The following is a 25,351-nucleotide window of genomic DNA, read 5'->3' on the forward strand; positions in this document are numbered from 1 at the left end:
CACCTTATGAAATATACGACCCAATGGCTTACCGATAAAAGCCGCGTAAAAGAACTTGTAGACTTTTTTATTACGCATAAAACAGATGCTTATATTTCTCATGGCGAAATGATGTCCGGCAGAGCCATAGACTCACACCACTGGAATCCTGATCTTGAACTGATCCTGACAGAACAGCTGATCACCGATTTTAATTCCGATGGCAGTTCCAAACTGAATATTCTGGTTGCAGAAAATGAAAATGGAGAAATAGTCGGCATGATGGTTTTCAACGTCATCAACAGTCCTTTTAAAAAGTATGCTATTCTGGAAGATATGCTTCTGGATCAGTCAGTGAGAGGCCAGTCTCTTGGAAGTAAACTGCTGGAGAAAGCTATTCATGAATCTAAAAGCTGGAACATCAGTTTTATCTTATTAGAAAGTGGAGTCAACAATCATGGCGCTCACAACTTTTTCAGTAAGTACGGTTTCAAAAAAGTGTCGGAGAGTTATATTTTAAGTTTATAAATTAAAATTCAGGTCCTAACTTATGAGCACCATTTCTATTATCGGAGCCGGAATCGGAGGACTTATCCTCGGAAATGTACTGAAACAGCATCAGTATGATTTCACGATCTATGAATCTGCGCCTGAAATAAAACCGGTAGGAGCAGGAATTATGATGGCCGTCAATGCAATGCAGATATTCGATAAATTAGGTTTAAAGGAAAAAATTAAAAAATCATCAACAATTTATTAATAACAACTAAAAATTAACAACATGAAAAAAATTTTTTATGTATTGCTCCTGCTCATAGGAGTTCATACGGCACAAGCTCAGGAAGTCCCGGTACTGGACAGAGCTTTATTCTTTGGTAACCCGGAAATTTCCGGAGGACAACTGAGTCCCGATGGGAAATGGATTTCCTTTACAAAAGAATATGAAGGGATTATGAATATCTGGGTAAAAAAAATTGATGAGCCTTTTGAAAAAGCACGTCCTTTAACAAACAGCAAACGCCCGTTGAATGGATATTTCTGGACAGAAGACGGAAAATATATTCTGTATGTAAAAGATAATAACGGGGATGAAAACATGAATATTTTTGCAGTAGATCCTATGGCAAAAGTAACAAAAGGAGTTCCGGAATCAAGAAATATTACACCGCTTAAAGACGTTACTGCAAGTATCTACATGGCAAGCAGAAAAGATCCCGATTTGCTGATGATTGGATTGAATAACCGCGATAAAGCATGGCATGATCTGTATTCGGTGAAAATTTCTACAGGAGAACTGAAAAAGATTTACGAAAATAGAGACCGTATCACCAGCTATGAATTTGACTGGGATGAAAAATTAAGGGTTCTTTCCAAAACGGATGATAAAGGAACGACACAGTTTTTTTATAAAGAAGGTGATAAACTGACTCCTATTTATGAAACACTGGTTACGGAAAGTGCTTATATCTCCAACTGGAACGAAGACAATTCTAAGTTTTATTTGGTAACCAATAAAGGAGATCTTGATAAATCTACACTATTCCTGATGGATCCGAAAACAAAACAGATTACAAAAATAGAAAGTGATCCTAAAGATAAAGTAGATTTCGGAGGACTGTTCCTGGACAGAAATACAAGAAAAATGATCTACACTTCTTATACCGGAGATAAAACAGAATATTACTGGAAAGATAAAGCCTGGGAAGCTAACTACAAATTCCTGCAAAGTAAATTCCATGGAAGAGAGGTTGGTTTTGCAAGTTCTACCAATGATTATTCTAAGTTCCTTGTTTCCGTAGGAGGAGATAAATATGCTTCAGAAGCTTATTTCTTCGATGCCAAGACAAAACAGCTGATATTCCAGTATACGCCAAGAACAGAACTGAAAAAAGTTGAAAAGTATCTGGCAGCAATGACTCCTATCAGCTATAAAAGTAGTGACGGACTTGAAATTCCGGCTTACCTGACTTTACCTGTAGGTTCTTCTGGAAAGAATGTTCCTGTTGTGGTTTTAGTACACGGAGGCCCGAAAGGTCCAAGAGATTATTGGGGATATAACTCAACCGTACAGTTTTTAGCCAACAGAGGATATGCTGTGCTTCAGCCTAACTTCAGAGCAAGTGGCGGATATGGTAAAAAGTTCCAGAATGGCGGAGATCTTCAGTGGGGAAAACTGATGCAGGATGACATTACCTGGGGCGTAAAATATCTGATCGATCAGGGAATTGCAGATAAAAACAAAGTGGTGATCATGGGAGGAAGCTATGGAGGCTATGCAACGCTGGCCGGGCTGGCTTTCACTCCGGATGTATATGCTGCGGGAGTAGATATCGTAGGACCAAGTAACTTATTTACATTACTGGATTCTGTTCCTGCTTATTGGGAATCTGCCCGTGCATTCCTTTATGGGATGGTAGGTGATCCAAAAACGGAGGAAGGTAAAAAACGTATGCATGATGCAAGCCCACTATTCAGTGTAGATAAAATCAATAAACCATTATTGATTGTTCAGGGAGCTAATGATCCAAGAGTAAAGCAGGCTGAAGCAGATCAGATTGTCATTGCTCTTCGTGATAAAGGTAAAAAGGTAAACTACATTCTTGCTGATGATGAAGGTCATGGATTCCGTAAACCTGTAAACAGCATGGCGATGTATGCTGAAACCGAAAAATTCCTTGCTGAAGTTATCGGAGGAAGATATCAGAAAGAAATGCCTGAAAATGTGGCAAAACGTCTGAAGGAAATGACGGTTGATATTTCAAAAGTTACTTATACACCAGCAAAGACTGAAAAAGCCGTGGGAGCTTCTAAATAAAAGCATCTTATATATTACATAAAACCATCTCGTGAAAATGAGGTGGCTTTTGCTTTTAGCTAAATTATTAACATTTTTCTTATAAAAATTATACCCATCAATTCCATAAAACCAACACATTACATTTGAGTAATTCATAATAAAAAATACTATTATGAATGTAAAAGAAAAAGAAAAAATTGAAAAGCTAGTTAAAAACCAATTAGCTCAATTTATTACTCTTAAAAGATTTACTATTCTTAAAATTAAATCTTTCTGATTTATTACAAACTTACCACGCAAAGGCTTCACTTTTGAATAGTAAAATTTTAAGGGAGCAAAGCCGGAATCAATTTCATTGATTCTTTTTAAGCGAATGTATTATTTAAAGCTTCATCAACGACAAAGTCGCAACTCTTTGCCCTCTAAAATTAAGCATTGCAATTATCTATTCTTTGCGTTTACATACAGTTTGCCAATAACTAACATCTATTTGAACTGCAGGAGCTTCTGAATAAAGTTTTTGTATCCACAAACAAAGCCATTCGTTTCAGAATGGCTTTTATCTTTTTAATTCTTATTGGCTTTATTATTTTCAGTCTGCACCAACTCTATCCAGCGGACCATTTCTTTTACCTGACTTTCAGAAAGCACAGCTTTCGGATGTAGATAAGTATAAGACGTAAGCGGCATTTTTTTCTGTTGGATCTGATTAGCAACAGATTCTAATTTATTGGCCTGCTTACGTTGACTGTAGCTACCCCATTCATTAAAATTCAATTCCTCTTTTCCTTTTTTAATATGCTTTTCAAGATAATAACTTAAAGGCTGTATATAGGAATAGAACGGATAATGCGTAGAATTGCTGTGACAGTCATAACAAGATTGCCTTAAAACAGATTGTACATTCTCGGGAACTTTATAAACCTTTGAAATATCTGTTGAAGGAACCTGCCCGTAATCAATATTACGGGCAGGCTGAATAATCTGAATAAGTAAAAAAATGAGAACAAACCCTAAAAATATGCTTTTAATGTGCCGGTTCATTTCTTTTTACATTTTAAAATACTTTTTTTACAGAGCCACAGTTAATCATTTTCTGTCCCTCATATGGATTGACAATCTCCTCCGACTCGCTGATCCAGGTTCCACCTTTTCCATTATTGTACATAGGACAGAAATCCTGGTATAATTTTAAACCGCCGGTTCCCTGTTCTTTTATTAAATCGGTGATATCATTACTCAGGGAAAACAGATGTTCTCTCTGATGAGCTATATCATCAGATTTTTTACCTATATGTTCTGCGTTCTCTGCTGCACTTTCTATAATATCACGCAACTCAGAATTGTTTTTTGCATCGGTTGTACTGATGTCTATTTTCTTTAAGATGGAAAACAGGTTTTTAGCCGCATCGGAAGCTTTTTTAGAATCATCCTGAGCAAGGGCATTTTTTAGAGGAAGGTAACCTTTGATAACTTGCTGAATCGGAAAAGGTGAAAGCTCCTCTGCTTCTTTTTTATTTTCCGGATTTTCTTTTAGCTCCTGACTTGAAGTTTCGCCAGCCTCAGTTGTTTCTATTGTTTTGATTTCCGGTTCTGCGGCCTTGTTTTCAGCTATTTTATGATCGGGTTTATTACAAGAATATAATGTAGCTCCTACAAACAATACGGTTATTATATTTTTCATTGTTTCTTAAATAATAGGGTTAAAAAATTAATATGTTAAAGTGACACCTGCGCCCCAGCCCAGTTCGTTATCATAATTTCCTGAAAGAGACAGCCATTTCTGAACGATATATCTCACTCCGGTTGAAAACTCACCGTCTGAATTGACAGAGAAATTTCCTCTCAGTCTTCTGGAAAGTGGTATATCTTCTCGGCTAAGTTCCAATAACACTTTTCCGTTTTGATCAACACTTGCGTCAGCAGTGATGAGCATTGGCAGCACATACTGCATACCCACCATGAATGTAAACTTATTCTTGGAGGCTTTCTGCTGCCCGAACCAGGTCTTTTTACCGTGAAAATCCGTTCCCATATCTTCTGCCATCTGTCTTTCCATGATCTCATGATTCTTTTGAACTCTGATTCCGGCATAAGGAAGCGCCCACTGGAATTTACCTAAAAAACGTCCCACTTTCGCACTTCCTTCGAAATGATCAAAGTTCCAGTTGGAATGAAACTCATTCAGGTTAGCCCATCTAGGCCCGAACATCGTCATCGTTTCTGCATGGATTCTATTGCTAGCTACATCCAGCATCGCCATAGAACTGGTCATTTTATTATCCTGTATGAAATTTTTCCAGGCTAATTTCCTGTTGGGAAGCTGCGGATTGGGCTTTGAGTTTTCATAACTGAAGATTCTTCCCATTCCTGCCATCATATGGTATAAAATGTGACAGTGGAAAAACCAGTCTCCATCCTGATTCGCAGCAAATTCTATCGTTACGGTTTCCATTGGCATGATATCCACAACATTTTTCAGTGGAGAATATTCTCCTTTTGAATTGATCAATCTGAAATCATGACCGTGAAGGTGCATCGGGTGACGCATCATAGAATTATTATACATCTTGATTCTAAGAACCTCTCCTTTTTTGATCAGAATTTTATCTGTCTCTGTTACGGTTTTATTATCCAGTGTCCACAGATAATGATTCATATTCCCTTCCAGCGTAAATTTCATTTCACGAATGCTGTCTGAGGGAAGAATGGTTTTCTCAGGAGATTTCAAAATATTGTAAGACAGTCTTTTGATTGTTTTCTCTTCCTTCATATCCATTCCGGCATGTTGAGAATGATCCTCTTTCTGATCTTCCTTCGTCTTCACACCCATCATTTCATTGATGTGCTTCGCTGTAGTCTTTCTCTGGCTTTCGGATAATTCAGGGTACATCACTTCGTTCATATCCATCATCTGATTTCCCATCGTCATATTCATCGGTTTCATATTTCCGCTCATCTCCATCATGCCGTTCATCATTTTCATCCCTTCAAAAAGCATCAGCCTTGGAAGGTTGGGAGCTTCAACCTTTTCTCCTGAACCCAGCCAGAGAGAAGCGTGTCCTATTCTGTCTTCAGAAGTCGCTCTGAATTCAAAGCTTTTGTTTTCAGGAATGGTCACTTCAATATCATAGGTTTCCGACACTCCTACAATCAGACGGTCAACTTCTATCGGTACCACATCATTCCCGTCATTTCCCACTACTTTTATCTTTCCTCCGCCATAATTTAACCAGAAATAGGTAGAGGAACCTCCATTGGCAACTCTCAGTCTTACTTTATCACCCGCTTTTACATTAGAATAATCTGAACTTGGTGCGCCATTGATTAAGAATTTATCGTAATAGACATCACTTACATCCATTGCTTCCATTCTTTTCCATTCATTCAGTACTTTTGTCCCGAAATTTCCCGATTTGATAGCTTCCCAGTAACTTTGTACGGCGTTTTTCTTTACAGCATACCAATCTGTATTCGCCATATGAAGTCTTCTTGCAATCTGCATCGGATCATCATCACTCCAATCTCCGAGTAATACCGGAATTTCAGCATTGTATGTTGTTTTCGGCTCACCTTCTCTTTTTTTAAATACCAGAATACCATTCATCCCAATCTGTTCCTGAAGGGCTTCATGCGAATGATACCAGTACGTTCCGTTCTGAGAAATTCTGAATTTGTATAAATGAGTTTCCCCAGGTTTTACAGGTTTTGTGGTAAGGTATGGAACACCATCATGTTCATTGGGAAGAATCACGCCGTGCCAATGCAGCCCTGTATTTTCCTTAAGCATATTGTGCAGGTAGATCTCTGCAGTATCTCCTTCTGTAAAATATAAAGTCGGAGCCTGAAGTTTACCATTGATTGCAATTGCTCTTCTGTTTTTTCCTGTAAAATTGACAATCGTATCTTTTACATAGAGATCGTAACGAACTGTTTTTCCTCCAAAAGTAATCTTTCCATTTTCTGAATTACGTTTTAAAACAGATTTTTCTTCTTTAGGATTTTCAGCCTGTGTATGGGAATGATCTTCTTTTTCTACCAGTTCCATCCCGCATTTAGGACATTTTCCCGGTTTGTCCGAAACTATTTCAGGATGCATCGGGCAGGTATACGTAGTTTGAGCCTGTTTCTGAGCTTTAGATTCCGATTGATTTAAATCCTGAGTTTTAGCCGGCAATACAATCTTTGTCTGAGATTTAGCATCATTAACCTTTTTAGCTTCTGCTTTTTTCTCAACCTTTCTCTTATTTATTTTTGTTTCTGCAGGTTTTGCTTTAGCCTCTGTTTTAGGGGTAGGCTTTACTTTCGGTTTTGCTGCTACTTTGGGTTTTATAACCACTGTTTTTTTCACGAGAGTCATTCCGCATTTCGGGCAGTCTCCGGGTTTTGATGACACCACTTCCGGGTGCATGGGACAGGTATAATACGTTTTTGTAGTTTGTGCGAAAGTAAACACAGAGAATAAAAGCATCAGAAACATTATCAGTTTTTTCATAATATTTCGAACTTTTTAGAAGCTGCATGGATTAAAGTTAATTCTAATTTAAGCCATGCAACTTATTGTTTTTAACAATAATACAACAATTAGTTAATTTCCGACTTTACGCTACCACAAGAAAGCATAGATTTCCCATAGTATGGGTTAACGATTTGTTTTTCATCGCTTAGCCAGCTTCCGTCTGCCATTGGGCAATATTGAACGTAGACTGGTTTTTCAGAAAGTTTGAACTCTTTGGTCAAAGCAATCATATTGTCGGAAAGATTGAAAAAAGTTTCTCTTTGTGCGGCAACTGTTCTTGCTTCAGAAATGGCAGAGGCATCTTTTCTGAGAATATTAAGGTTTCCTTCAGAAACAACTTTATAATCAATAGCTGAAGCTGTTTTAATGAATTCTGTTGCTGCTTTTGAAGTTGTGTCAGCATCATCTGAAGCTAAAGCTGATTTAATAGCAATATAGTTCTGATACAGCTTAGTAACCTGAGCATCCTTTTTAGATTGTGCTGATAATGAAATGATTGAAAATAAAGATAAGGCTGCTGTGATGATATATTTTTTCATTGTTTTAAATTTTAGAATTAATTTTTTAATAAAGAATAAGGGTAACGCATCAGTAGTGCGTCAGAACATGTCGTCTGTAACGGTATATGATTCATTATACCGGAAACGACTGACGGATTCTAGATTCTAAAATTACAATGATTGATGTAGATAGGGACCGGCCGGAATTCAGGCGGCGCATTAATCTGGATCTGGGTAAATTTCGTAGCTGAAAAAGACTTGTCAACAACTGGAAACTGATGTTTCACCGGAATTTCTGAAACTGCACTTAAGAAATCCACATTCAGATAATCTGATTTCTGTGAATCGTCTACTTTTACGATTTTAATCTCTGTTTTGCAGCATCCCTTTTTATCTTTAACGCCGCATTTTCCACAGATGTCATCTACTTTCTGGCTTACGGAAACAAATTCTTTCATGCAATAATGAATGCTAAATGCCGCTCCGGAAGAAAAGCCGAAGTAGAAAATAGAAAACAATATGGCAAGAATCTTTTTCATTGGTAAGACAAAGTTAAAAATATCTGTGATACCGTTGTTATAAAATTTGGTAATGTTGTTATAAAATTCGGGTAAATAAAAAAGCTTCCAAAAAAATTTGAAAGCTTTTATTTTACATATTTTCTGACAGATTAAGATAAAATCAACCTCAACCTTTTTGTTTTTACAGTTTAAATTCCAGTTTTACATTAAAGAAACGCCCTGTAAGACGTACCGGAACAGGATACATATAATTGCTGTTATAATCTGTGATCCATTGGTTCGCAACCGTATTGTTAATGTTAAATGCGTTGAAAACCTGAACGCCTAATGTCAGCTCTTCAAAATTACCCCAGAAACCGGATCTCTTATTTTTTTCTTTTGGATCAATAAATACCTTTGTCAACCCTAAGTCTACCCTTTTATAGGAAGGAAGGGTCTGCTGATAATTATAAGCTGAGCCAAAATCCGGCTGTCCGTTACTGTTGAATAGTACAGGAGCTCCTGTAGGTAATCCCATAGCGTACACGAGGGTAAGGTTCACACGCATAGACGGAAAACTTGGCATATAATCCTGATAGAACATAGCAAATCTCAACCTTTGATCTGTAGGTCTTGGAATATCTCCTCTTCCATCAATATTTTCATACACTCTGGCATAACTTGCAGACAACCATGAATCCACACCCGGAACAAATTCTCCGAATAGTCTGGTATCGATACCATACGCATATCCTTTTGAATTATTTTGCCCGGAATAACGAATCCTTACATTATCCATATAATAAGGAATCAGGTTATCCATTTTCTTATAATAAAGTTCCGTTGTCAGTTTGAATGGTCTGTCATACATCTGGAACTCATAATCATTGGCAAGAATGACCTGGATAGAACGCTGCGATTTTATATTAGAGTTAAAATTACCATCTAAATCTTTAATTTCTTTATAGAAAGGAGCCTGATAGTAGATTCCTCCTGAAATTTTGAACAACATATCGCTGTCCCAATCCGGTTTGATCGCAAACTGAGCTCTTGGTGAGAATATGGTTTCTTTATTGAAACTCCAGTTGGCAACACGTACTCCGGCATTCACAAATACTTTACTGGCACCCCAGTAGAACTTCTGTGAATATTGTGCGTATGCTGAAAGTCTTGTAGGCTCAATATTATTTTGCCCGGCAATATAATAAGCAAGCTTGAGATCTCCTGTAGTTCCTGTTCTAGGATCAATGACTTCCGGTCTTGGAATACTGTATCCTGCAGAATCTACCAATTTCCATTCATTAGTAAGATCTTTCAGATTTTCTTTTTCATATTTAAATCCGACCTCAAAGTCTGTATTGACATTGGGAGAGAATTTTGCTCTGAACTGTGTTCCGTATGTTCTTACAAACAAATCATTTCTTGCATGTTCTATCTGCCCTCCAACATCGAAAGATGTGACAGGCTGCTGCGTCACAGGATCAAAGGTCTGAAGCTCGTATGCTGACTGTATTGTGTAATATTCTCTTTCTCTGTTCTGATAAGCAAAGGCATCCAGGGTAAGCTTCCACTTATCTGCCGGCTTATAGTTCATAGAGAATGTTCCCATCATGTTTTTATACTGGTCATTTTCCTGACCTCCATATCCAATATTAACGGTAATAGGCTGCTGAAGACTTCCGAAAGTAACACTTTTTGCCCTTGGGATCATCTCATAATCATTCTTGGAATAATATCCGATGAATGACATGGAGAATTTGTCACTGACATGATAATTGAGATAAGACTGGAAATCCCAATAGGTTGGATTAAAGTCTGTATCTTCTTTTAAGGTATTAAGAACAAGGTTGGTATTTCTGTATCTGCCGGAAAATAAAGCAGTAAATTTTTTATTTTTTGAAGCCAGACCTGTTGTAAGCCTTCCTCCAATTAAGCTTGCCTCTCCTGAAACTTCAAATTTTTCAGGCTCACGGTAATAGATATTTAAGGCAGAAGACATTTTATCGCCATACTTAGCTTCAAATCCTCCCGCAGAGAAATTCACTGCAGAAACCATATCCGGGTTGATAATACTCATTCCTTCCTGTTGAGAGTTTCTGATCAGGAAAGGTCTGTAGATCTCAATATCATTAATGTAGATCAGGTTTTCATCATAGTTTCCACCACGAACCATATATTGTGAGGACAGCTCGGTATTGGAGTTTACGGAAGGTAGTGTTTTAAGCAATCCTTCAATCCCACCATTTATAGAAGCTACTGATTTCGCTTCTTTTGCTGAAATTCTTACGTTGGTAAGGTCGTTTGTTTTTCCTGTTGCTTTTTTCTGGAAGACAACTTCCTCTATATCGGTTACTTTAGTGGTCGCTGTATCTTTTTTCCTTTGTTGGGAGAAAAACAATACAGGGACCATAAGGCTTAGCGGTAAAACTAGTTTTTTCAAAAGAAATGTTTTAGAATTTCTAAAATTAATGTTTTTTTAACAATTACAAAATCGATTCTCTAATTCTTGTCAATTTTTGTAACAAATCTTCTAATAAATCTAATCTTAACATGTTGGCACCATCAGATAACGCGGTTTCCGGTGTAGGATGTGTTTCGATGAAAATTCCGTCTGCTCCCACTGCAATTCCTGCTTTGGCAACGGTTTCAATAAGGTCCGGTCTTCCGCCTGTAACGCCTGAGCTTTGATTAGGTTGCTGCAGAGAGTGCGTAACGTCCAGAATCACAGGCGCGTATTCTCTCATGGTAGGAATTCCTCTGTAATCCACGATAAGATCCGTATATCCGAAAGAATTTCCTCTTTCAATGATGGCTACTTTCTGATTGTTGGAATCTGTAATTTTCTGAACGGCAAACTTCATCGCTTCCGGAGAAAGGAACTGACCTTTTTTCAAAGTCACACATTTTCCTGTTTTAGCTGCAGCTACTAATAAATCAGTCTGACGCACCAGAAATGCAGGAATCTGTAAAACATCCACATACTGTGCTGCTAGTGCTGCATGTTCATTCTCATGAATATCTGTTGTGGTAGGAATATTGAACGTCTCTCCCACTTTTTTAAGAATTTCCAGAGATTTCTCTTCACCAATGGTTGTGAAAGAATCTACACGGCTTCTGTTTGCCTTTTTGAAGCTTCCTTTGAAAATATAGGGAATATTGTATTTATCTGTAATACTGATTACTTTTTCAGCAATTCTTAATGCCATATCTTCCCCTTCAATAATACAAGGTCCGGCAATAAGGAAAAAGTTTTTTGAATCTTTGTGCGAAATATTATCTAAATACTGAATCATTTTGTTGTAATTAAAAAGTTCAGTAAAAATACTGAGAAAGTTTCACAAATGGAAATTATTTGATTGCTTTAACAGGCTATGGCTGCAATAGTTTTTGGCTTTTGGATTTCTGATTATTTATTGATGGATGCTTCGACAGGCTCAGCATGGCAGCTCTCATACTAACTGTTAATCGGCACTGGATAATTGATAAGTAATAGATGCTTCGACAGGCTCAGCATGACAGCTCTAATACTAGCTGTTAATCGGCACTGGATAATTAATAAGTGATAGATGCTTCGACAAGCTCAGCATGACAACCCTAATACTTACTGTTAATTGGCACCGGATAAGTGATAGATGCTTCGACAGGCTCAGCATGACAGCTCTGATACTAGCTGTTTTATTACTGTGAAGAATTATAATACAAAGTATAAACCATCAATGTACAAGCACCTACGTCGAAGCCATATTATTTTAACGTTATTTTTTAGCGGTGTCATGCTGAGCCTGTCGAAGCATTGCGATAATTATTTAGAATTTTTTAAAATTTTCTCATGCCTGTTCACCTTCCTGCTGGTAAACTAATCTTTAAGACTTTTTTTGCCCAGTACTTTTCCAAAGGTAGAATCTGTGTAGATCTGCGAGATCTGTGGGAAACTCAACTATAACTTATAAGATAGGTTTTGGCTGAAGCCAATGGCTGCTACTTTTATTGATAAACGGGCTAAAGCCCGTTCCTATTGAATTTCCAATAAATGTTATAATATAACCGGATAAGCTATATCGAAGGATGATTCGTGTATTTTAATTCATCTTTTTCAAAATCTTTTCAAATGTATTCACATTCCTGCTGGTAAACTGATCTTTTAAGCTTTTTTTACCCAGTACTTTTCCAAAAGTAGAATCTAAGGTGTTTCCCTTAGGAATCTGCCAGTAAAATATACCATTGATAATTTCTGCTTTTTCATTTTCTGCCTGAGCGGCTTTTTGGAATTCTTCCATCAAAACTTTTTCCACGCCCGGAATACCGACAAAACTATAAATATGGAGACTTTCATTCTTTTCAAAAGGAATGCTGTTCCAGAACACTTCTATCTCTTCCTGGGTTTTCACAAACAAAAAAGCTTCGTAAGAAAAATGGTCAGACATCGCTTTTTCAAGAATGGTCTTTAACTCCTCCACATTTTTATCTGAAGAAAACACAATATTTCCGGACGCCAATATTGAACTTACGTCTTTCATCCCCGCATCTTTAAAAACCTGGCAGACTTCCGCCATTTTCATATTGGTTCCTTTTACGTTGACGCCACGGAGAAAAGCACAGTATTTCATTTTTTCAGGTATTAGGTTTGTTTTGAGTTTGAGGGTTTGAGAGTATTAGAGTGAAAGAGTTATTTTAAACTGTTTCACTAAAATATTTCAATCTTTTAATCAATTCTAATGTACAAATTATAGTCTGTTCCGGAAGGTTTCAGATGGTAAATTTTTTCCAGAATCTTATGATCACTATTCAGATGATCTTTGACACGGAATTCTTTCAGAAGCTTATAATGGGTTTTATAGTATTCTGAATTGGCATTCTTTTCTTCATATAAATTCTGATAAGAAAGAAGATATTTCGGTTTTCTATTTTTTACCGTGTTGATCCAGTAATTCGTTTTATCTTTTTTAATTTCCTTCTGAATCTGTTTATCAACCAATCCAACCTCATCAATCGTTTTTAATCCTGAAAAATAAGGCACATAACCTGCCGGCTCCAATAAAATCCATTGGTTTTTATCTTTTTCATATTGATTTAAAAAGGTACCAATCGTTCTGCGGTAGTTCCACTCTCCGTTTCCTGTTGCAATACAGTGAACAGTCTGGAAAACAAACATCGGAAAAATGTAGAATACAATTAATAATGAAAGCCATAGGTTTTTCTTCTCTTTCTGTTCCAGTACGAAAATAAGAACAGGAACAAAAAGTAAAAGCTGCGGCACCCAGTAATACCAGTCGAATAAGCTTTTTTGAGAAATGAAAATGATTTGTTTTGCCCATCCGAAAAGAAAAATCATCCACAAAAAATAGTTTCTTTTTTCTCTTTGTCTGATCAGATAAATAAAGCAAAGCAATTCAAAAATCAAAACTACGATAGTCAGCGGATTGAAATCTCCCGGAACTTTCAGCATTCCCCAGAAATTTCCAAAGCTTTTAAAGAAATACCCGATATGCTGCTGGATCGTAAAATTTTCACTGTAAAGCAATTTTTTTGCGGTAATGGTATTGTTCACCAGTTCACCAAAGTAAAACCAGTTGAAAGCAACTGTTGATAAAACTCCAAAAGCTCCTCCGAAGATATAATTCCATCTTATTTTTCTGTTCCAGAACAGATCCACAAGAAATACAATTCCCAGGAATATGACGGTATCAATTCTGGTAAACATGATTAAAACGGGAAGAAGTGTCACAACCCATTTTTTCCCTTTGTTAAATCCGTAGTACAACAATGCCATCTCCAGAAAAAACAGAATTCCATATTCCATACCAAGGATTGAAATTTTAATGGCTGGCGGTAAAATACCGATCAGAAATATAAAGATTGCCTTATGCCATGGATTTTTTAAAACCAGATTAGACAGCCATAAAGTTCCTATGGTAAACAGTATGGAATTAAAAATCAAAAGAGGCTCAATAAAATTTTCTTTTCCAAAAACAAGATTGAAAATATAGGATACAAAAACATACAGATGTGTTGTAGATGCAGAAATTTTAGTATCTCCATTGAAGCCGATTACTCCATAATCCAATAGATTCTGGGCAACTCTCCAGGTGATAAACGCATCTTCCTGGATATAGTGCGTTAATAAAAAAAGAAGTTTAAAAAGAACCGTAGCAATGACGGCATACATTGGGAATTTGTTATTTTGTGTTTCGGACATTATGTATTTTTACTTTCACAAATATAATCTTAAAATTCAGGATTCCCAATAATAAAAAAACGGAACCGAAGTTCCGTTTTAAAGTATTTTATTTTGTTGCTTTGATAATCGCAGTCGTAATCTGATTTTCCTTTTCTTTGGAATAGGTAGAATCATAAGGCTCCATCACATCAAATAAGTACTGATAGAATGGCGTAATTTCCTGTACATTTTCAGACTCTTTCATCGCCTTATCTCTGCCCATTTCCTGAAGATCTTTGATAAATACATTGAACTTCTTGTCAATCGGTTCTATGGATTTTACCAGATAAGCATATGCTTTTTCTTTCTGTCCGATCTTTGTATAAGCATCTGTTACTGCAGAAACCACAAGAGAATATTCCATTGGTTTTGTTCTCATCTGTCTTCTCAGATAGCTTTGATCTGCTTTGGAAAGACTTAAATAATAATCATACTCTTCAAAGATTCCTTTTTTAAGCACTTCAGCAATCTGAAGACCTTTCTGCTCCTGCCCTGCAATAATGTATCCTGAAACAATTGAACTTAATGAACGGGGATCATTATATTTCTCTGCCGGAATTTCTTTGGCTGCAAGATCCAGAATTTCCAATGCTTTAGCTTTCTGTCCGCTTAATGCAAGGGCTGCTGCCGCTCTGCTCGCTGACATTCTATAGCTGATGATATTGGAAGTAGCCGTTTCATCAAAGTGAGCATTTAAGTTTTTGAAGTTCCCCCATCTGAAGTTTTTCACTACATTATAAAGAGAATTGGCATCTACTCGTCCCATATCTCCATCAGCGCTCGGAGGTGTCTGGATAGGAATCAATCTGTAACTGAATCCGTCAAACTGAAGGTAATCGTTCAGATAGAAAATATTTTCGCTGTCATAAATACCTCCTGATGAGAAGTTGATCGGACGCTTCCAGTCAAAGTTCGCTAAAAGATCCATCAAAATCAGGTTGTTCTTATAAAGCGTATTTCCTTTGTAAGTAATCATAATCTGATTGGCTACGTTTGGAAGATCTTCTTTGTTGATAATTCCTGCTTTTAAAGCATTTTCTTTATTCACAGGAAGGATGAATTTGTTGACCGGAAGAATATTGTATTTTTCAAATTTCTCTTCACCGAAATACATTTTCAACAATTCGTCTTTTTCAGGAGATTTGAATTTAATGAATTCAATCGCCTGTTTCAAAGTTAAAGAATCCTGAGTAAGATATTTTCTGAAAGACTGGAATTCTGTTTCCGGAGCTCCCTGTTCTTTCAACATAGAGAAAACACCTTCCCAATCTTCCTTCTTCATCATATAGATCTGGTCGTTTACCCCATCTCTATAGTCGTCGTGTGTCAGCTGGCTAGGGATTCCCATTGCATTGTACGTTCTTCTTTTGATCTGATCCAGATTCCATGGAGTTGAAGCAAGAGTAAAGTTAACCACCTTCACATCATCCCTGAACTGTTCTGTCTCCTGAATAGCCCAAACCGGGTAAGTATCGTTATCTCCGTAAACGAAAAGGATATCGTTTTTCGGCAATGATTTTAACACTGAATACGCATAGTCGTATGCAGTATATCTGTTGCTTCTGTCATGAACATTATAGTTCTGGAAGCCCATCATGAATGGTACTCCTAATAAAACCACTCCCAGAGCAATATTAGCCCCGTTTGATTTTATTTTAGATTGTAAGAACCAAAGAATAGCTCCGGCACCCAAACCGATCCAGATCGCAAATGCATAGAAAGAACCTACCATTGCATAATCTCTTTCTCTCGGTTCAAAAGGTTTTACCCCAGTATAGAAAACAATCCCTACACTTGTTAAAATAAATAAAGATAACAATGCATAGAATCTTCCGAAATCTCTGTTCAACTGGAAGAAGAACCCAATCAATCCTAAAATTAACGGAAGGAAGAAGAATTTAACTGTACTTTCATTCTTAAATTTAGCAGGCATTTTATCCTGATTTCCTACCACAGCATTATCAACGAAAGGAATTCCGGAAATCCAGTTTCCTTTTGTGCTTTCCATGTTTCCTTCAAGATCATTTTGTCTTCCTACGAAGTTCCACATCAGATATCTTACAAAGTAATATCCGTTCTGGAAAGTAATAAAATAATCCATATTCTGAAGAAATGAAGGCTTCTGAACATTGATCAGATTATAAGGTTTTACTTTCAGATAATCTGAAGCGGTAATTGATTTATCTTCATATTTTGCTCTCAGTTCGTCAAAGATCTGCTTTGCCTGCGGATTGTCTGCCACATCTTCATTAGAATAATTGAATGTAAAATCAGGAGCGCCATACATAGAAATATAGTTGGCCATTACATCCTTATCTTCATTAAACATTCTCGGCATTAAGCTTACCTGAGACTTGTTGAATACATAATTGAAACGGTCTCCCGTTTTTCTGTAGGTTCCGGTTTTTTCATCTTTTTCATAGATTTCCCCGGTTTTCTTTGTTTTGAAACTTCCGTCTTCGTTTTTCTCAATTCCGTTAGCATCAAGGAATGCCGTGTAGTTTTGTCCGTAAATAGTAGGCCAGTCACCATACTGCTCTCTGTTATAATAATCGAGCATACCGATTGCCGTATCCGGATCATTAAGGTTCATTGGCGGGTTGGCATTCGCTCTGATAGGAATAACCATCCAGCAGGAGAACCCTATCATCATGAAAACTACAGATAATGCAGCCGTCTGATAAATGTTTCTTTTTGCCTTTCTTGCATATTTAATTAAGAAGTAGCAGATCGCTACCATTAAAATAAACGCTGCAATGGTTCCGGAGTGGAAAGGAAGTCCAAGACCATTCACAAAGAAAATCTCAAGTCTTCCGAACATTGTCATAATTAAAGGGAAGATAATTTTGAAAACAATAATCAAAATCCCTAATGTAATAAGGTTTGCCCAGATAAAGTTTTTCCAGGTAAACTTGTAATTTCTTGCATAGTATACCAGACATACTGCAGGAATTGCCAGCATACACATCATATGTACTCCTACAGAAAGTCCTAAAACGAAGAAAATAAGAATAATCCATCTTTCACTGTCTCCCGCCTGATACTCATTCTCCCATTTGGTGATTAACCAGACCAAAAGCGCAATGAACATAGAAGCCATAGAGTAAACCTCTCCCTCTACCGCAGAGAACCAGAACGTATCTGAGAATGTAAAGCAAAGTGCTCCCACTGCTCCCGCAAATAAAATAGAGATTTCCTGATGTTTTGTAATTTCTTCAAAATCTTTGTTTAAAAGTCTTCTCACAAAATGAGTGATCGTCCAAAACAAAAATAAAATAGTCAGCGCACTGAACAATGCAGACATCGCGTTGATCACGATAGAATAGTTTTCGCCTTTCCCTAATGCAAAAATGGCTGCCACGGCACCCACTATCTGGAATAAAGCAGCTCCGGGAGCGTGCGTTACTTCAAGTTTTACTGCAGAAGAAATGTACTCGCCACAATCCCAGAAACTGAAATTGGGTTCTATGGTGGACAAGTACGTAAAGAAAGCAATAACGAAAATCACCCATCCTGAAACGGTGTTCCATTGCCTAAAAGTCCAATTTTTCATAGTATTAAATCAATTATGCGAAAATAAGGCTTTTATCTTATTTTATGCGGGTTTTAACAAAATTTAAAAATTTTGGCGCAGTATTTGCGATTATACTCGTGTCAAAACTGAAAATACTAAAATATTTTTTTACAAACTATGCCCTAGAAATCAAACAAAAGTTTAGTAATTATTTATTTTTTTGTATTTTTGCAGTCAGATTTTTATTGAAAATAACAAATAATGAGTAATGTTTACGATAATATTCTTGGCCTGATAGGACACACTCCGATGGTGAAGCTAAATACTGTGACAAAAGATATTCCAGCAACCATTTATGCCAAGTTAGAATCATATAATCCTGGACATTCCACTAAAGACCGAATCGCACTTCATATTATAGAAAACGCAGAGAAAAAAGGCCTTTTAAAAGAAGATTCTGTAGTTGTAGAAACTACTTCCGGTAATACCGGGTTTTCTATTGCGATGGTATGTATCATTAAGGGATATAAATGTATTCTTGCAGTAAGTGATAAAACAAAACCTGAAAAAATTGCTTATCTGAAAGCATTGGGAGCTACGGTATATATATGCCCGGCCAATGTACCGGCAGATGATCCAAGGTCATATTATGAAGTAGCTAAAAGAATCGCTCAGGAAACTCCTAATTCTATTTACATCAATCAATATTTTAACGAATTGAATATTGATGCACACTATCAGACAACAGGTCCCGAGATCTGGGAACAGACACAAGGTAAGATCACTCACCTTTTTGCCTGCACCGGAACGGGGGGTACGCTGTCTGGTTCTGCCAAATTTTTGAAGGAAAAAAATCCTGATATCAAGATTATTGGTGTAGATGCAGACGGTTCGATCCTTAAAAGCTATCACGAAACAGGAGAAATACATAAAGAAGATGTACATCCTTATCAGATTGAAGGAATGGGTAAAAACCTGATCCCTTCTGCCCTGCTTTTTGACAAGGTAGATGAGTTTGTAAGGGTAAATGATGAAATGTCCGCGTACAGAACCCGCGAAATTGCTTTGAAAGAAGCCATCATGGGAGGTTATACTACCGGAGCTGTAACCCAGGGATTGATGCAGTATGCCCAGTCTCATGAACTTACAGAAAATGACGTAGTTGTTTTGATTTATCCTGACCACGGTTCCAGATACATCACTAAAGTATACAGTGACAAATGGATGGCAGAACAAGGATTTGTTAACAACTGTGTTCACAACTATGACGAAGTTTTCAAAACCGAGTTTATCAAATAAGAACGAATAAAATCACGATACAAATAAATAAAGCCTTTTGCGTATTCAGACAAAAAAGGCTTTATTACTTAAAAATTACGATACAATGTTGGATATTTTTGAAAGAATAAAAGAAAATCCAGGACCACTTGGACAATTTGCAGATTATGGTGAAGGCTATTTTATTTTCCCAAGATTAGAGGGACCTATTGGCCCGAGAATGCAATTTCAGGGGAGAGAAGTAATTTTCTGGAGTGCCAATGACTATTTAGGGCTGTGTAATCACCCTGAAGTAATAGAAGCGGATGCGAAAGCGGCTGCAGAATATGGAATGTTCTATCCAATGGGAGCAAGAGCAATGTCCGGAGAAACAGACCAGCACCTTCAGCTGGAAAGAGAACTGGCAGACTTCGTAAAAAAAGAATCAGCATACTTATTGAATTTCGGTTACCAGGGAATGGTTTCTACCATTGATGCTTTGGTAAGCAGAAATGATGTGATTGTTTATGATATGGATTCTCATGCCTGCATTGTGGATGGAGTAAGACTTCATTCCGGTAAAAGATTTACCTACAAGCATAATGATATGGCAAGTCTTGAGAAAAACCTTCAGAGAGCCACTAAGGTAGCTGAAGAAACAGGTGGAGGTATCCTTGTGATCACAGAAGGAGTTTTCGGGATGAGAGGACAGCAGGGAAAAATCAAAGAGATCTGCGATCTTAAATCCAAATACCAGTTCAGACTTTTAGTAGATGATGCCCACGGTTTCGGAACTCTTGGTAAAACAGGTGCCGGTGTAGGTGAAGAGCAGGACTGTAACGATCAGATCGATGTCTATTTCTCTACATTTGCAAAATCAATGGCTGGTTTCGGAGCATTCCTTGCGGGTGACAAAGAAATCATCAGATATCTGAAATTCAACTTAAGATCACAAATCTTTGCAAAATCTCTTACGATGCCAATGGTAATCGGAGGATTAAAAAGACTGGAGCTATTGAGATCAAGACCTGAAATCAAAGCTAAACTTTGGGAGAATGTTTACAAACTACAGAACGGACTTACAGAAAGAGGATTCAATATTGGAGACACTAATACTTGTGTAACTCCGGTAATGATGCAGGGAACTCCTGTAGAGGCTACTCTATTGGTAAAAGATTTAAGAGAGAATTACGGTATTTTCACCTCTGTGGTGGTATATCCGGTCATTCCGAAGGGAATGATTCTTTTAAGGCTTATTCCTACCGCTTCTCATACCGATGCAGAGATCAATGAAACTCTGGCAGCGTTTGAAGCAATTCATGATAAGTTAGTAGGTGGCTACTACAAAGAGCAGGAACAAAAATTACTGCAGGAACAAGGATTAAGTTTTAAACCGATTTAATCTTAAAAAAATAAAAAAAGCCACTGATTGATTCAGTGGCTTTTTTGTTTAATAACTATAAAGCACATGAAACTTAGAGGTTACACACTGGGAATTTTGTCGGCCGTTTCCTATGGTCTGATTCCGATTTTTATTCTGCCCGTAAAGCAGGCGCATTTTTCAATGGATATTACGCTGTTTTACAGATTTTTCTTTTCAGCATTAATGGTGGGAGGATATCTGCTGTATTCAGGGGAGAGTTTTAGAATCAATAAAAAAGAGGTCTTAATCCTGGCCATCCTTGGTATCTGTTATGCCCTTTCTTCAGAGTTTCTCTTTTTGGGGTATGATTTCCTGACACCGGGGATTGCCTCTACCGTTTTATTTATTTATCCTATTATTGTCGCATTGATCATGCTTTTCTTTTATAAGGAGAGACTTACCAGATTATCCGGAGCTTCTTTACTTCTTGCTTTCGCGGGAGTTATTGTTTTATGTTTAAAAGGAAAAGGACTGGAAATCAACTTTGCAGGGTTGGGAATTGTCATGCTCAGTTCACTGTTCTATGCTTTATATATGGTTATCGTCAACAAGTCGAATATCAAGGTTTCCGGATTCAAGCTTACATTTTATTCAATGCTTTTCACCTCACTGTTCTTTATGTCCAAAGCGGTCACAGCACATGCATCGTTTGCTATTCCTTCAACAGAGATCTTCATTAACTTCCTTATTTTTGCCTTTCTGACTACAGTGATCTCCAGTCTTTGTCTGGTATATGCTATTAAATATATCGGATCTACTCCTGTGGCTATTTTGGGAGCTTTGGAACCTGTTGTTGCTGTATTGATCAGTGTCCTGATGTTTCATGAAAAATTCACTCTGAATTTACTCATCGGGATTACTTTAATTCTTTTGGGAGTTACCCTGAATGTGATTGGAGACCAAAAGAAAATAAACCATATCTAAAATTTTTATTGACTGATATACAAAACAATACAAATACCGGACCTCTTTATGAGTCCGGTTTTTGTATGAAATGATCTAATTTTTCAGCTCAGGAAATCATCAAAAAGAAAAATATGTGAAAAAAAACATCTCTTTCTGGCGTAACACAATTTATCTGACTATATTGCATCAGTCTATTAACAGGTGTTTCCCCCACCGAATAGATAATGTATATACTTTTAAAAACCGATGAAAGAATTGCAAAAACTAACCAAAGACCAATTATACAAACAACTCAAAGAAAAATCAGAAAATCTATACAGCATTGCTCACGAAGCCCTGGAAAACAATTTTTTCAATGAAAGTGGCATCGATGAAGAAAGTCTTACTGAATTTCTCGAAATGCTGGACGATGAAACAGCAGAAAAGTTAAAGGACGCTTCCCTGTACATCAATAATGAAAATGATGCCCCTGAAATTGTTCTTATACAAAATGACAGCAATACTTCTCTGGAACTGATTACTTCCGAAGATGAAGGGTATAAAATCATTCTTATCGATGGTGATCTTCACTTATCGGAGAAACTTTTTGTGGAAGATTTTATTGTCCTTATAGTTACCGGTAATATACAGGCAGAAAATATCATCATCAACGGTTCGCTGTATTGCGCTGGAAATGTTACCTCAAAAGTATTGTTTGGTGCTTCGGGGAATGATAATGAAACCTACATAGGAGGAAGCATTATGACTTCACTTATTGCAGAAAACGGACATTACACTGTTGCTGAGAGTAATATTTATTCCAGATACTTAATCAGTTTTCACAATGAGATCACAGGCAAAACCGGAAAGTTTATTGAAAATATCAGCCTGGAAAAACCTAGTGAAATCGAATTATTAAATCCGGCAATTCTTGATGAGGACGGATATTTTGATGAAGATGCTTTTCTAAACTTTATCGATAACAATGCTACTGATGCTTTGTTTAACAAACCCGCTGATTTATTCTAAGATACCATTTTCAAGATTGGAAATAAAACAATTGTGATAAAAAGGATGTAATAAAGCAAACTATTTCTGAAGACTTTTTCGGACTGTTTATAATCAGGAGAAAAAATTTTTTTCTAAAAAAACTTTAGAATAACTTTGAAAAAAATTTCTGTTGAAAGACCTGCTTCTTATTACTCCGCCGTTTACCCAACTTAATACTCCTTATCCTGCAACAGCTTATATAAAAGGGTTTTTAAATACCAAGAATATTTCAAGCTATCAGGTAGATTTGGGGATTGATGTTATTTTGGAATTATTTTCAAAGGATGGAATTCAGAAGGTTTTCAGTAAAGAAATTGACCTTCATAACACCTCTGAAAATTCTCAGAGAATCTATGCCTTAAGAGAAGAATATTTAAAAACAATAGATCAGGTCATTACTTTTTTACAGGATAAAACTCCTACATTAGCAAGACAGATCTGTAGCATGAACTTTCTTCCCGAAGCTTCCCGTTTCAACCAGCTGGATGATATGGAATTTGCTTTTGGAAATATGGGACTTCAGGATAAGGCCAAACATCTGGCAACTCTATACCTGGAAGATATTTCCGACTATATTGTGGAAAATATCGATTCCGATTTTGGTTTCAGCAGATATGCAGAACGCCTTGGAAAAAGTGCCAATTCTTTTGATGAATTATATTCAAAACTGTGTGGTGAGCCTACCTTTATTGATGAGTTTACTTTAAAAATTCTTCAGGAAAAAATAGAAACTGTACAGCCAAAACTGGTTTGCTTTTCAATACCGTTTCCCGGTAATCTGTATTCCGGTTTCAAATGTGCTCAATGGATCAAAAAGCATTATCCTCACATTAAAATTGCGATGGGAGGAGGATTTCCCAATACAGAATTAAGAGAAGTTAAAGACCAGAGAGTATTTGAATTTTTTGATTTTATTACTTTAGATGACGGTGAGCTTCCATTGGAACTTCTTCACCAAAATTTAGAAATTACCGCCGGGGAAGGTGAATTTAAAAGAACTTTTCTTCTAGAAAATAATGAAGTTGTTTACAAGAATAATTCTAGAAGACACGACTTCAAACAGTCTGAAATAGGTACTCCTGATTATACAGATTTAAAACTGGATCAATATATTTCCGTTATCGAAATCGCCAATCCGATGCACAGTTTATGGAGCGACGGACGATGGAACAAACTGACGATGGCACACGGATGCTACTGGGGAAAATGTACATTCTGTGATATTTCTTTAGACTATATTAAAATCTACGAACCTATTTCTGCGAAAATTCTGGTAGACCGGATTGAAGAACTGATCCGTACAACCGGTGAGACAGGATTCCATTTTGTAGATGAAGCTGCTCCACCTGCCCTTATGAGAGAGGTTGCTCTGGAAATTCTCCGAAGAAATCTGGTGGTTACCTGGTGGACCAATATCCGTTTTGAAAAAAGCTTTACCCGTGATCTCTGTTATCTTCTGAAGCTTTCAGGATGCGTGGCTGTTTCCGGTGGACTTGAAGTAGCAAGTGACAGACTGCTGAAATTAATTGATAAAGGAGTTTCTGTGGAACAGGTTGCCAATGTAACAAGAAATTTTACAGAAGCAGGAATTATGGTTCATGCGTATCTGATGTATGGCTATCCTACCCAAACCATTCAGGAAACTGTAGACTCCCTTGAAATGGTAAGACAAATGTTTGAAATGGGAATCCTTCAGAGTGGTTTCTGGCATCAGTTTGCGATGACAGCTCATTCACCAGTGGGAATAAGCCCGGAAGATTTTGGAGTCATTCCGGTAAAGCAGGAAATTTTGTTTGCCAATAACGATGTAGATTTTAAAGATAAAACCGGAATCGATCATAACAGGTTCAGCTTCGGATTAAAGAAATCTTTATTCAATTATATGCATGGAGTCAATTTCGAACTGCCGCTTCAGGAATGGTTTGATTTTAAAATTCCAAGAACAACCATTCATCCGGATTATATTCACGACTGTCTTTTGGAAGATGGGCAGTTTCAGTTGAAGACCAATTCCAAAGTTGTCTTTTTAACCAAAAATGTAATCGCTGAGAATCGCGTAAAAAATAAAAAGAAATATTCTGGTACGTATACGCTTCTTACATTCCACTTAAAAACCAATATTGTGAAGGTGGAACTGGAACAGGAAAAAGCAGAATGGCTGATGAATGTACTGGAAGAAAATGCTGTTGAAAATTCTAAAAAACCTACTATTCAACAACTTAAGAATCATTTTGAAGAAAATTTCGATGATTTTGAGCTGTTCTGGTTCTCAAAACCAATGCAGCAATTGAAGGAAAACGGCGTAATTTTAAGTTTATAAAAAATTCCGTTTTTTTCTCAGGGATTTTTAAAAATGGTTAATTTTCCGTGAATTCTTATTTTTCTGAATGAATAAGACTTGTTTTGATTAAAATATAATCTCTCACAGATTTCACGGATGACACAGATCTAAATCTTTATTTAAGAGAATAAAATATTCTATTTTTATACTAAGGAATCAAATCCAAATTTCTAACTACCATATTACCATATATAGACCGGCAAAATATTCCCCTCCTCCGGAGGGGTGGCGAAAATTCAAAGAATTTTTGACGGGGTGGTTTATAAAGACTAACGAGGTCGTTATAAGTTTTGGCTCCTATGTTTGCAAAAGAATAAATTTACATACAAAGCAAAAGGGGTGAGAGAACAGTTTTGGCTAAATAACTCA

General features: G+C 36.8%; 18 protein-coding genes. 8 read left to right on the top strand and 10 right to left on the bottom strand.

What is annotated here, in order from left to right:
* The first annotated feature begins 6 nt into the window (after window positions 1-6).
* The 3 genes from AC59HC_RS20590 to AC59HC_RS20600 are packed head-to-tail and all read left to right on the top strand — an operon-like array spanning window position 7 to window position 2,794.
* The gene (locus AC59HC_RS20590) at window positions 7-507 is read left to right on the top strand and encodes a GNAT family N-acetyltransferase (RefSeq protein WP_202840601.1); all 501 of its coding nucleotides are present in this window, start codon (window positions 7-9) and stop codon (window positions 505-507) included.
* A 22-nt stretch (window positions 508-529) separates the two neighbouring features.
* On the top strand, window positions 530-739 hold the full coding sequence (locus AC59HC_RS20595) for an NAD(P)-binding protein (protein WP_228436669.1): 210 nt from the start codon (window positions 530-532) through the stop codon (window positions 737-739).
* A 21-nt stretch (window positions 740-760) separates the two neighbouring features.
* Window positions 761-2,794, top strand: coding sequence for a S9 family peptidase (locus tag AC59HC_RS20600; protein ID WP_496559265.1), 2,034 nt, complete (start codon window positions 761-763; stop codon window positions 2,792-2,794).
* 549 nt (window positions 2,795-3,343) lie between these two features.
* Here AC59HC_RS20600 and AC59HC_RS20605 read toward each other — a convergent pair.
* The 10 genes from AC59HC_RS20605 to AC59HC_RS20650 all read right to left on the bottom strand — a co-directional run bounded on the left by AC59HC_RS20605 (window position 3,344) and on the right by AC59HC_RS20650 (window position 18,065).
* Window positions 3,344-3,820 carry a heme-binding domain-containing protein gene (locus AC59HC_RS20605; RefSeq protein ID WP_202840605.1) on the bottom strand — a complete coding sequence of 159 codons (477 nt, stop codon included), beginning with the start codon at window positions 3,818-3,820 and terminating at the stop codon, window positions 3,344-3,346.
* A 13-nt stretch (window positions 3,821-3,833) separates the two neighbouring features.
* Window positions 3,834-4,460 (bottom strand): DUF3347 domain-containing protein, encoded by a 627-nt coding sequence (locus tag AC59HC_RS20610; RefSeq protein WP_411413118.1) that lies wholly within the window; start codon window positions 4,458-4,460, stop codon window positions 3,834-3,836.
* 27 nt (window positions 4,461-4,487) lie between these two features.
* Window positions 4,488-7,256, bottom strand: coding sequence for a multicopper oxidase domain-containing protein (locus tag AC59HC_RS20615; RefSeq protein WP_496559269.1), 2,769 nt, complete (start codon window positions 7,254-7,256; stop codon window positions 4,488-4,490).
* A 104-nt stretch (window positions 7,257-7,360) separates the two neighbouring features.
* Window positions 7,361-7,834, bottom strand: a complete 474-nt coding sequence (locus AC59HC_RS20620) for a DUF3347 domain-containing protein (RefSeq protein ID WP_202840609.1) — start codon at window positions 7,832-7,834, stop codon at window positions 7,361-7,363.
* A 119-nt stretch (window positions 7,835-7,953) separates the two neighbouring features.
* Entirely contained in the window at window positions 7,954-8,334 is a 381-nt protein-coding gene (locus AC59HC_RS20625; RefSeq protein ID WP_238349628.1) for an HYC_CC_PP family protein, read from the bottom strand.
* A 163-nt stretch (window positions 8,335-8,497) separates the two neighbouring features.
* The gene (locus AC59HC_RS20630) at window positions 8,498-10,735 is read right to left on the bottom strand and encodes a TonB-dependent receptor plug domain-containing protein (RefSeq protein WP_496559266.1); all 2,238 of its coding nucleotides are present in this window, start codon (window positions 10,733-10,735) and stop codon (window positions 8,498-8,500) included.
* A gap of 43 nt (window positions 10,736-10,778) precedes the next feature.
* Entirely contained in the window at window positions 10,779-11,588 is an 810-nt protein-coding gene (kdsA, locus tag AC59HC_RS20635) for a 3-deoxy-8-phosphooctulonate synthase (RefSeq protein WP_137904945.1), read from the bottom strand.
* 786 nt (window positions 11,589-12,374) lie between these two features.
* A complete protein-coding gene (locus tag AC59HC_RS20640) occupies window positions 12,375-12,902 on the bottom strand; it encodes a DUF1697 domain-containing protein (protein WP_395973722.1) in 528 nt (175 codons plus the stop codon).
* A gap of 95 nt (window positions 12,903-12,997) precedes the next feature.
* Window positions 12,998-14,491 (bottom strand): DUF8728 domain-containing protein, encoded by a 1,494-nt coding sequence (locus AC59HC_RS20645; RefSeq protein WP_496559267.1) that lies wholly within the window; start codon window positions 14,489-14,491, stop codon window positions 12,998-13,000.
* 88 nt (window positions 14,492-14,579) lie between these two features.
* On the bottom strand, window positions 14,580-18,065 hold the full coding sequence (locus tag AC59HC_RS20650) for a glycosyltransferase family 117 protein (protein ID WP_202840615.1): 3,486 nt from the start codon (window positions 18,063-18,065) through the stop codon (window positions 14,580-14,582).
* A gap of 222 nt (window positions 18,066-18,287) precedes the next feature.
* Here AC59HC_RS20650 and AC59HC_RS20655 point away from each other — a divergent pair, with 222 nt between their 5' ends.
* From AC59HC_RS20655 to AC59HC_RS20675, 5 genes are all read left to right on the top strand, one after another.
* Window positions 18,288-19,325 (top strand): PLP-dependent cysteine synthase family protein, encoded by a 1,038-nt coding sequence (locus AC59HC_RS20655; RefSeq protein WP_110010212.1) that lies wholly within the window; start codon window positions 18,288-18,290, stop codon window positions 19,323-19,325.
* An 88-nt stretch (window positions 19,326-19,413) separates the two neighbouring features.
* Window positions 19,414-20,685, top strand: a complete 1,272-nt coding sequence (locus AC59HC_RS20660) for an aminotransferase class I/II-fold pyridoxal phosphate-dependent enzyme (protein ID WP_174525202.1) — start codon at window positions 19,414-19,416, stop codon at window positions 20,683-20,685.
* A gap of 66 nt (window positions 20,686-20,751) precedes the next feature.
* Window positions 20,752-21,630 (top strand): DMT family transporter, encoded by an 879-nt coding sequence (locus AC59HC_RS20665; protein WP_202840616.1) that lies wholly within the window; start codon window positions 20,752-20,754, stop codon window positions 21,628-21,630.
* A 228-nt stretch (window positions 21,631-21,858) separates the two neighbouring features.
* Window positions 21,859-22,620 (top strand): hypothetical protein, encoded by a 762-nt coding sequence (locus AC59HC_RS20670; protein WP_202840617.1) that lies wholly within the window; start codon window positions 21,859-21,861, stop codon window positions 22,618-22,620.
* 151 nt (window positions 22,621-22,771) lie between these two features.
* Complete coding sequence (locus AC59HC_RS20675) at window positions 22,772-24,961, top strand: B12-binding domain-containing radical SAM protein (protein ID WP_496559268.1); 2,190 nt, start codon at window positions 22,772-22,774, stop codon at window positions 24,959-24,961.
* The last annotated feature ends 390 nt before the right edge of the window (window positions 24,962-25,351 follow it).

The organism is Chryseobacterium sp. DZ-32 (assembly GCF_059587025.1).

Bases quoted from the DNA above. Each gene is read 5' to 3' on its own strand.
- AC59HC_RS20600 (WP_496559265.1), top strand. From the start codon at position 761: ATGAAAAAAATTTTTTATGTATTGCTCCTGCTCATAGGAGTTCATACG.
- AC59HC_RS20590 (WP_202840601.1), top strand. From the start codon at position 7: ATGAAATATACGACCCAATGGCTTACCGATAAAAGCCGCGTAAAAGAA.
- AC59HC_RS20665 (WP_202840616.1), top strand. From the start codon at position 20,752: ATGAAACTTAGAGGTTACACACTGGGAATTTTGTCGGCCGTTTCCTAT.
- AC59HC_RS20595 (WP_228436669.1), top strand. From the start codon at position 530: ATGAGCACCATTTCTATTATCGGAGCCGGAATCGGAGGACTTATCCTC.
- AC59HC_RS20650 (WP_202840615.1), bottom strand. From the start codon at position 18,065: ATGAAAAATTGGACTTTTAGGCAATGGAACACCGTTTCAGGATGGGTG.
- AC59HC_RS20655 (WP_110010212.1), top strand. From the start codon at position 18,288: ATGAGTAATGTTTACGATAATATTCTTGGCCTGATAGGACACACTCCG.
- AC59HC_RS20645 (WP_496559267.1), bottom strand. From the start codon at position 14,491: ATGTCCGAAACACAAAATAACAAATTCCCAATGTATGCCGTCATTGCT.
- AC59HC_RS20625 (WP_238349628.1), bottom strand. From the start codon at position 8,334: ATGAAAAAGATTCTTGCCATATTGTTTTCTATTTTCTACTTCGGCTTT.
- AC59HC_RS20640 (WP_395973722.1), bottom strand. From the start codon at position 12,902: ATGAAATACTGTGCTTTTCTCCGTGGCGTCAACGTAAAAGGAACCAAT.
- AC59HC_RS20605 (WP_202840605.1), bottom strand. From the start codon at position 3,820: ATGAACCGGCACATTAAAAGCATATTTTTAGGGTTTGTTCTCATTTTT.
- AC59HC_RS20610 (WP_411413118.1), bottom strand. From the start codon at position 4,460: ATGAAAAATATAATAACCGTATTGTTTGTAGGAGCTACATTATATTCT.
- kdsA (WP_137904945.1), bottom strand. From the start codon at position 11,588: ATGATTCAGTATTTAGATAATATTTCGCACAAAGATTCAAAAAACTTT.
- AC59HC_RS20670 (WP_202840617.1), top strand. From the start codon at position 21,859: ATGAAAGAATTGCAAAAACTAACCAAAGACCAATTATACAAACAACTC.
- AC59HC_RS20615 (WP_496559269.1), bottom strand. From the start codon at position 7,256: ATGTTTCTGATGCTTTTATTCTCTGTGTTTACTTTCGCACAAACTACA.
- AC59HC_RS20620 (WP_202840609.1), bottom strand. From the start codon at position 7,834: ATGAAAAAATATATCATCACAGCAGCCTTATCTTTATTTTCAATCATT.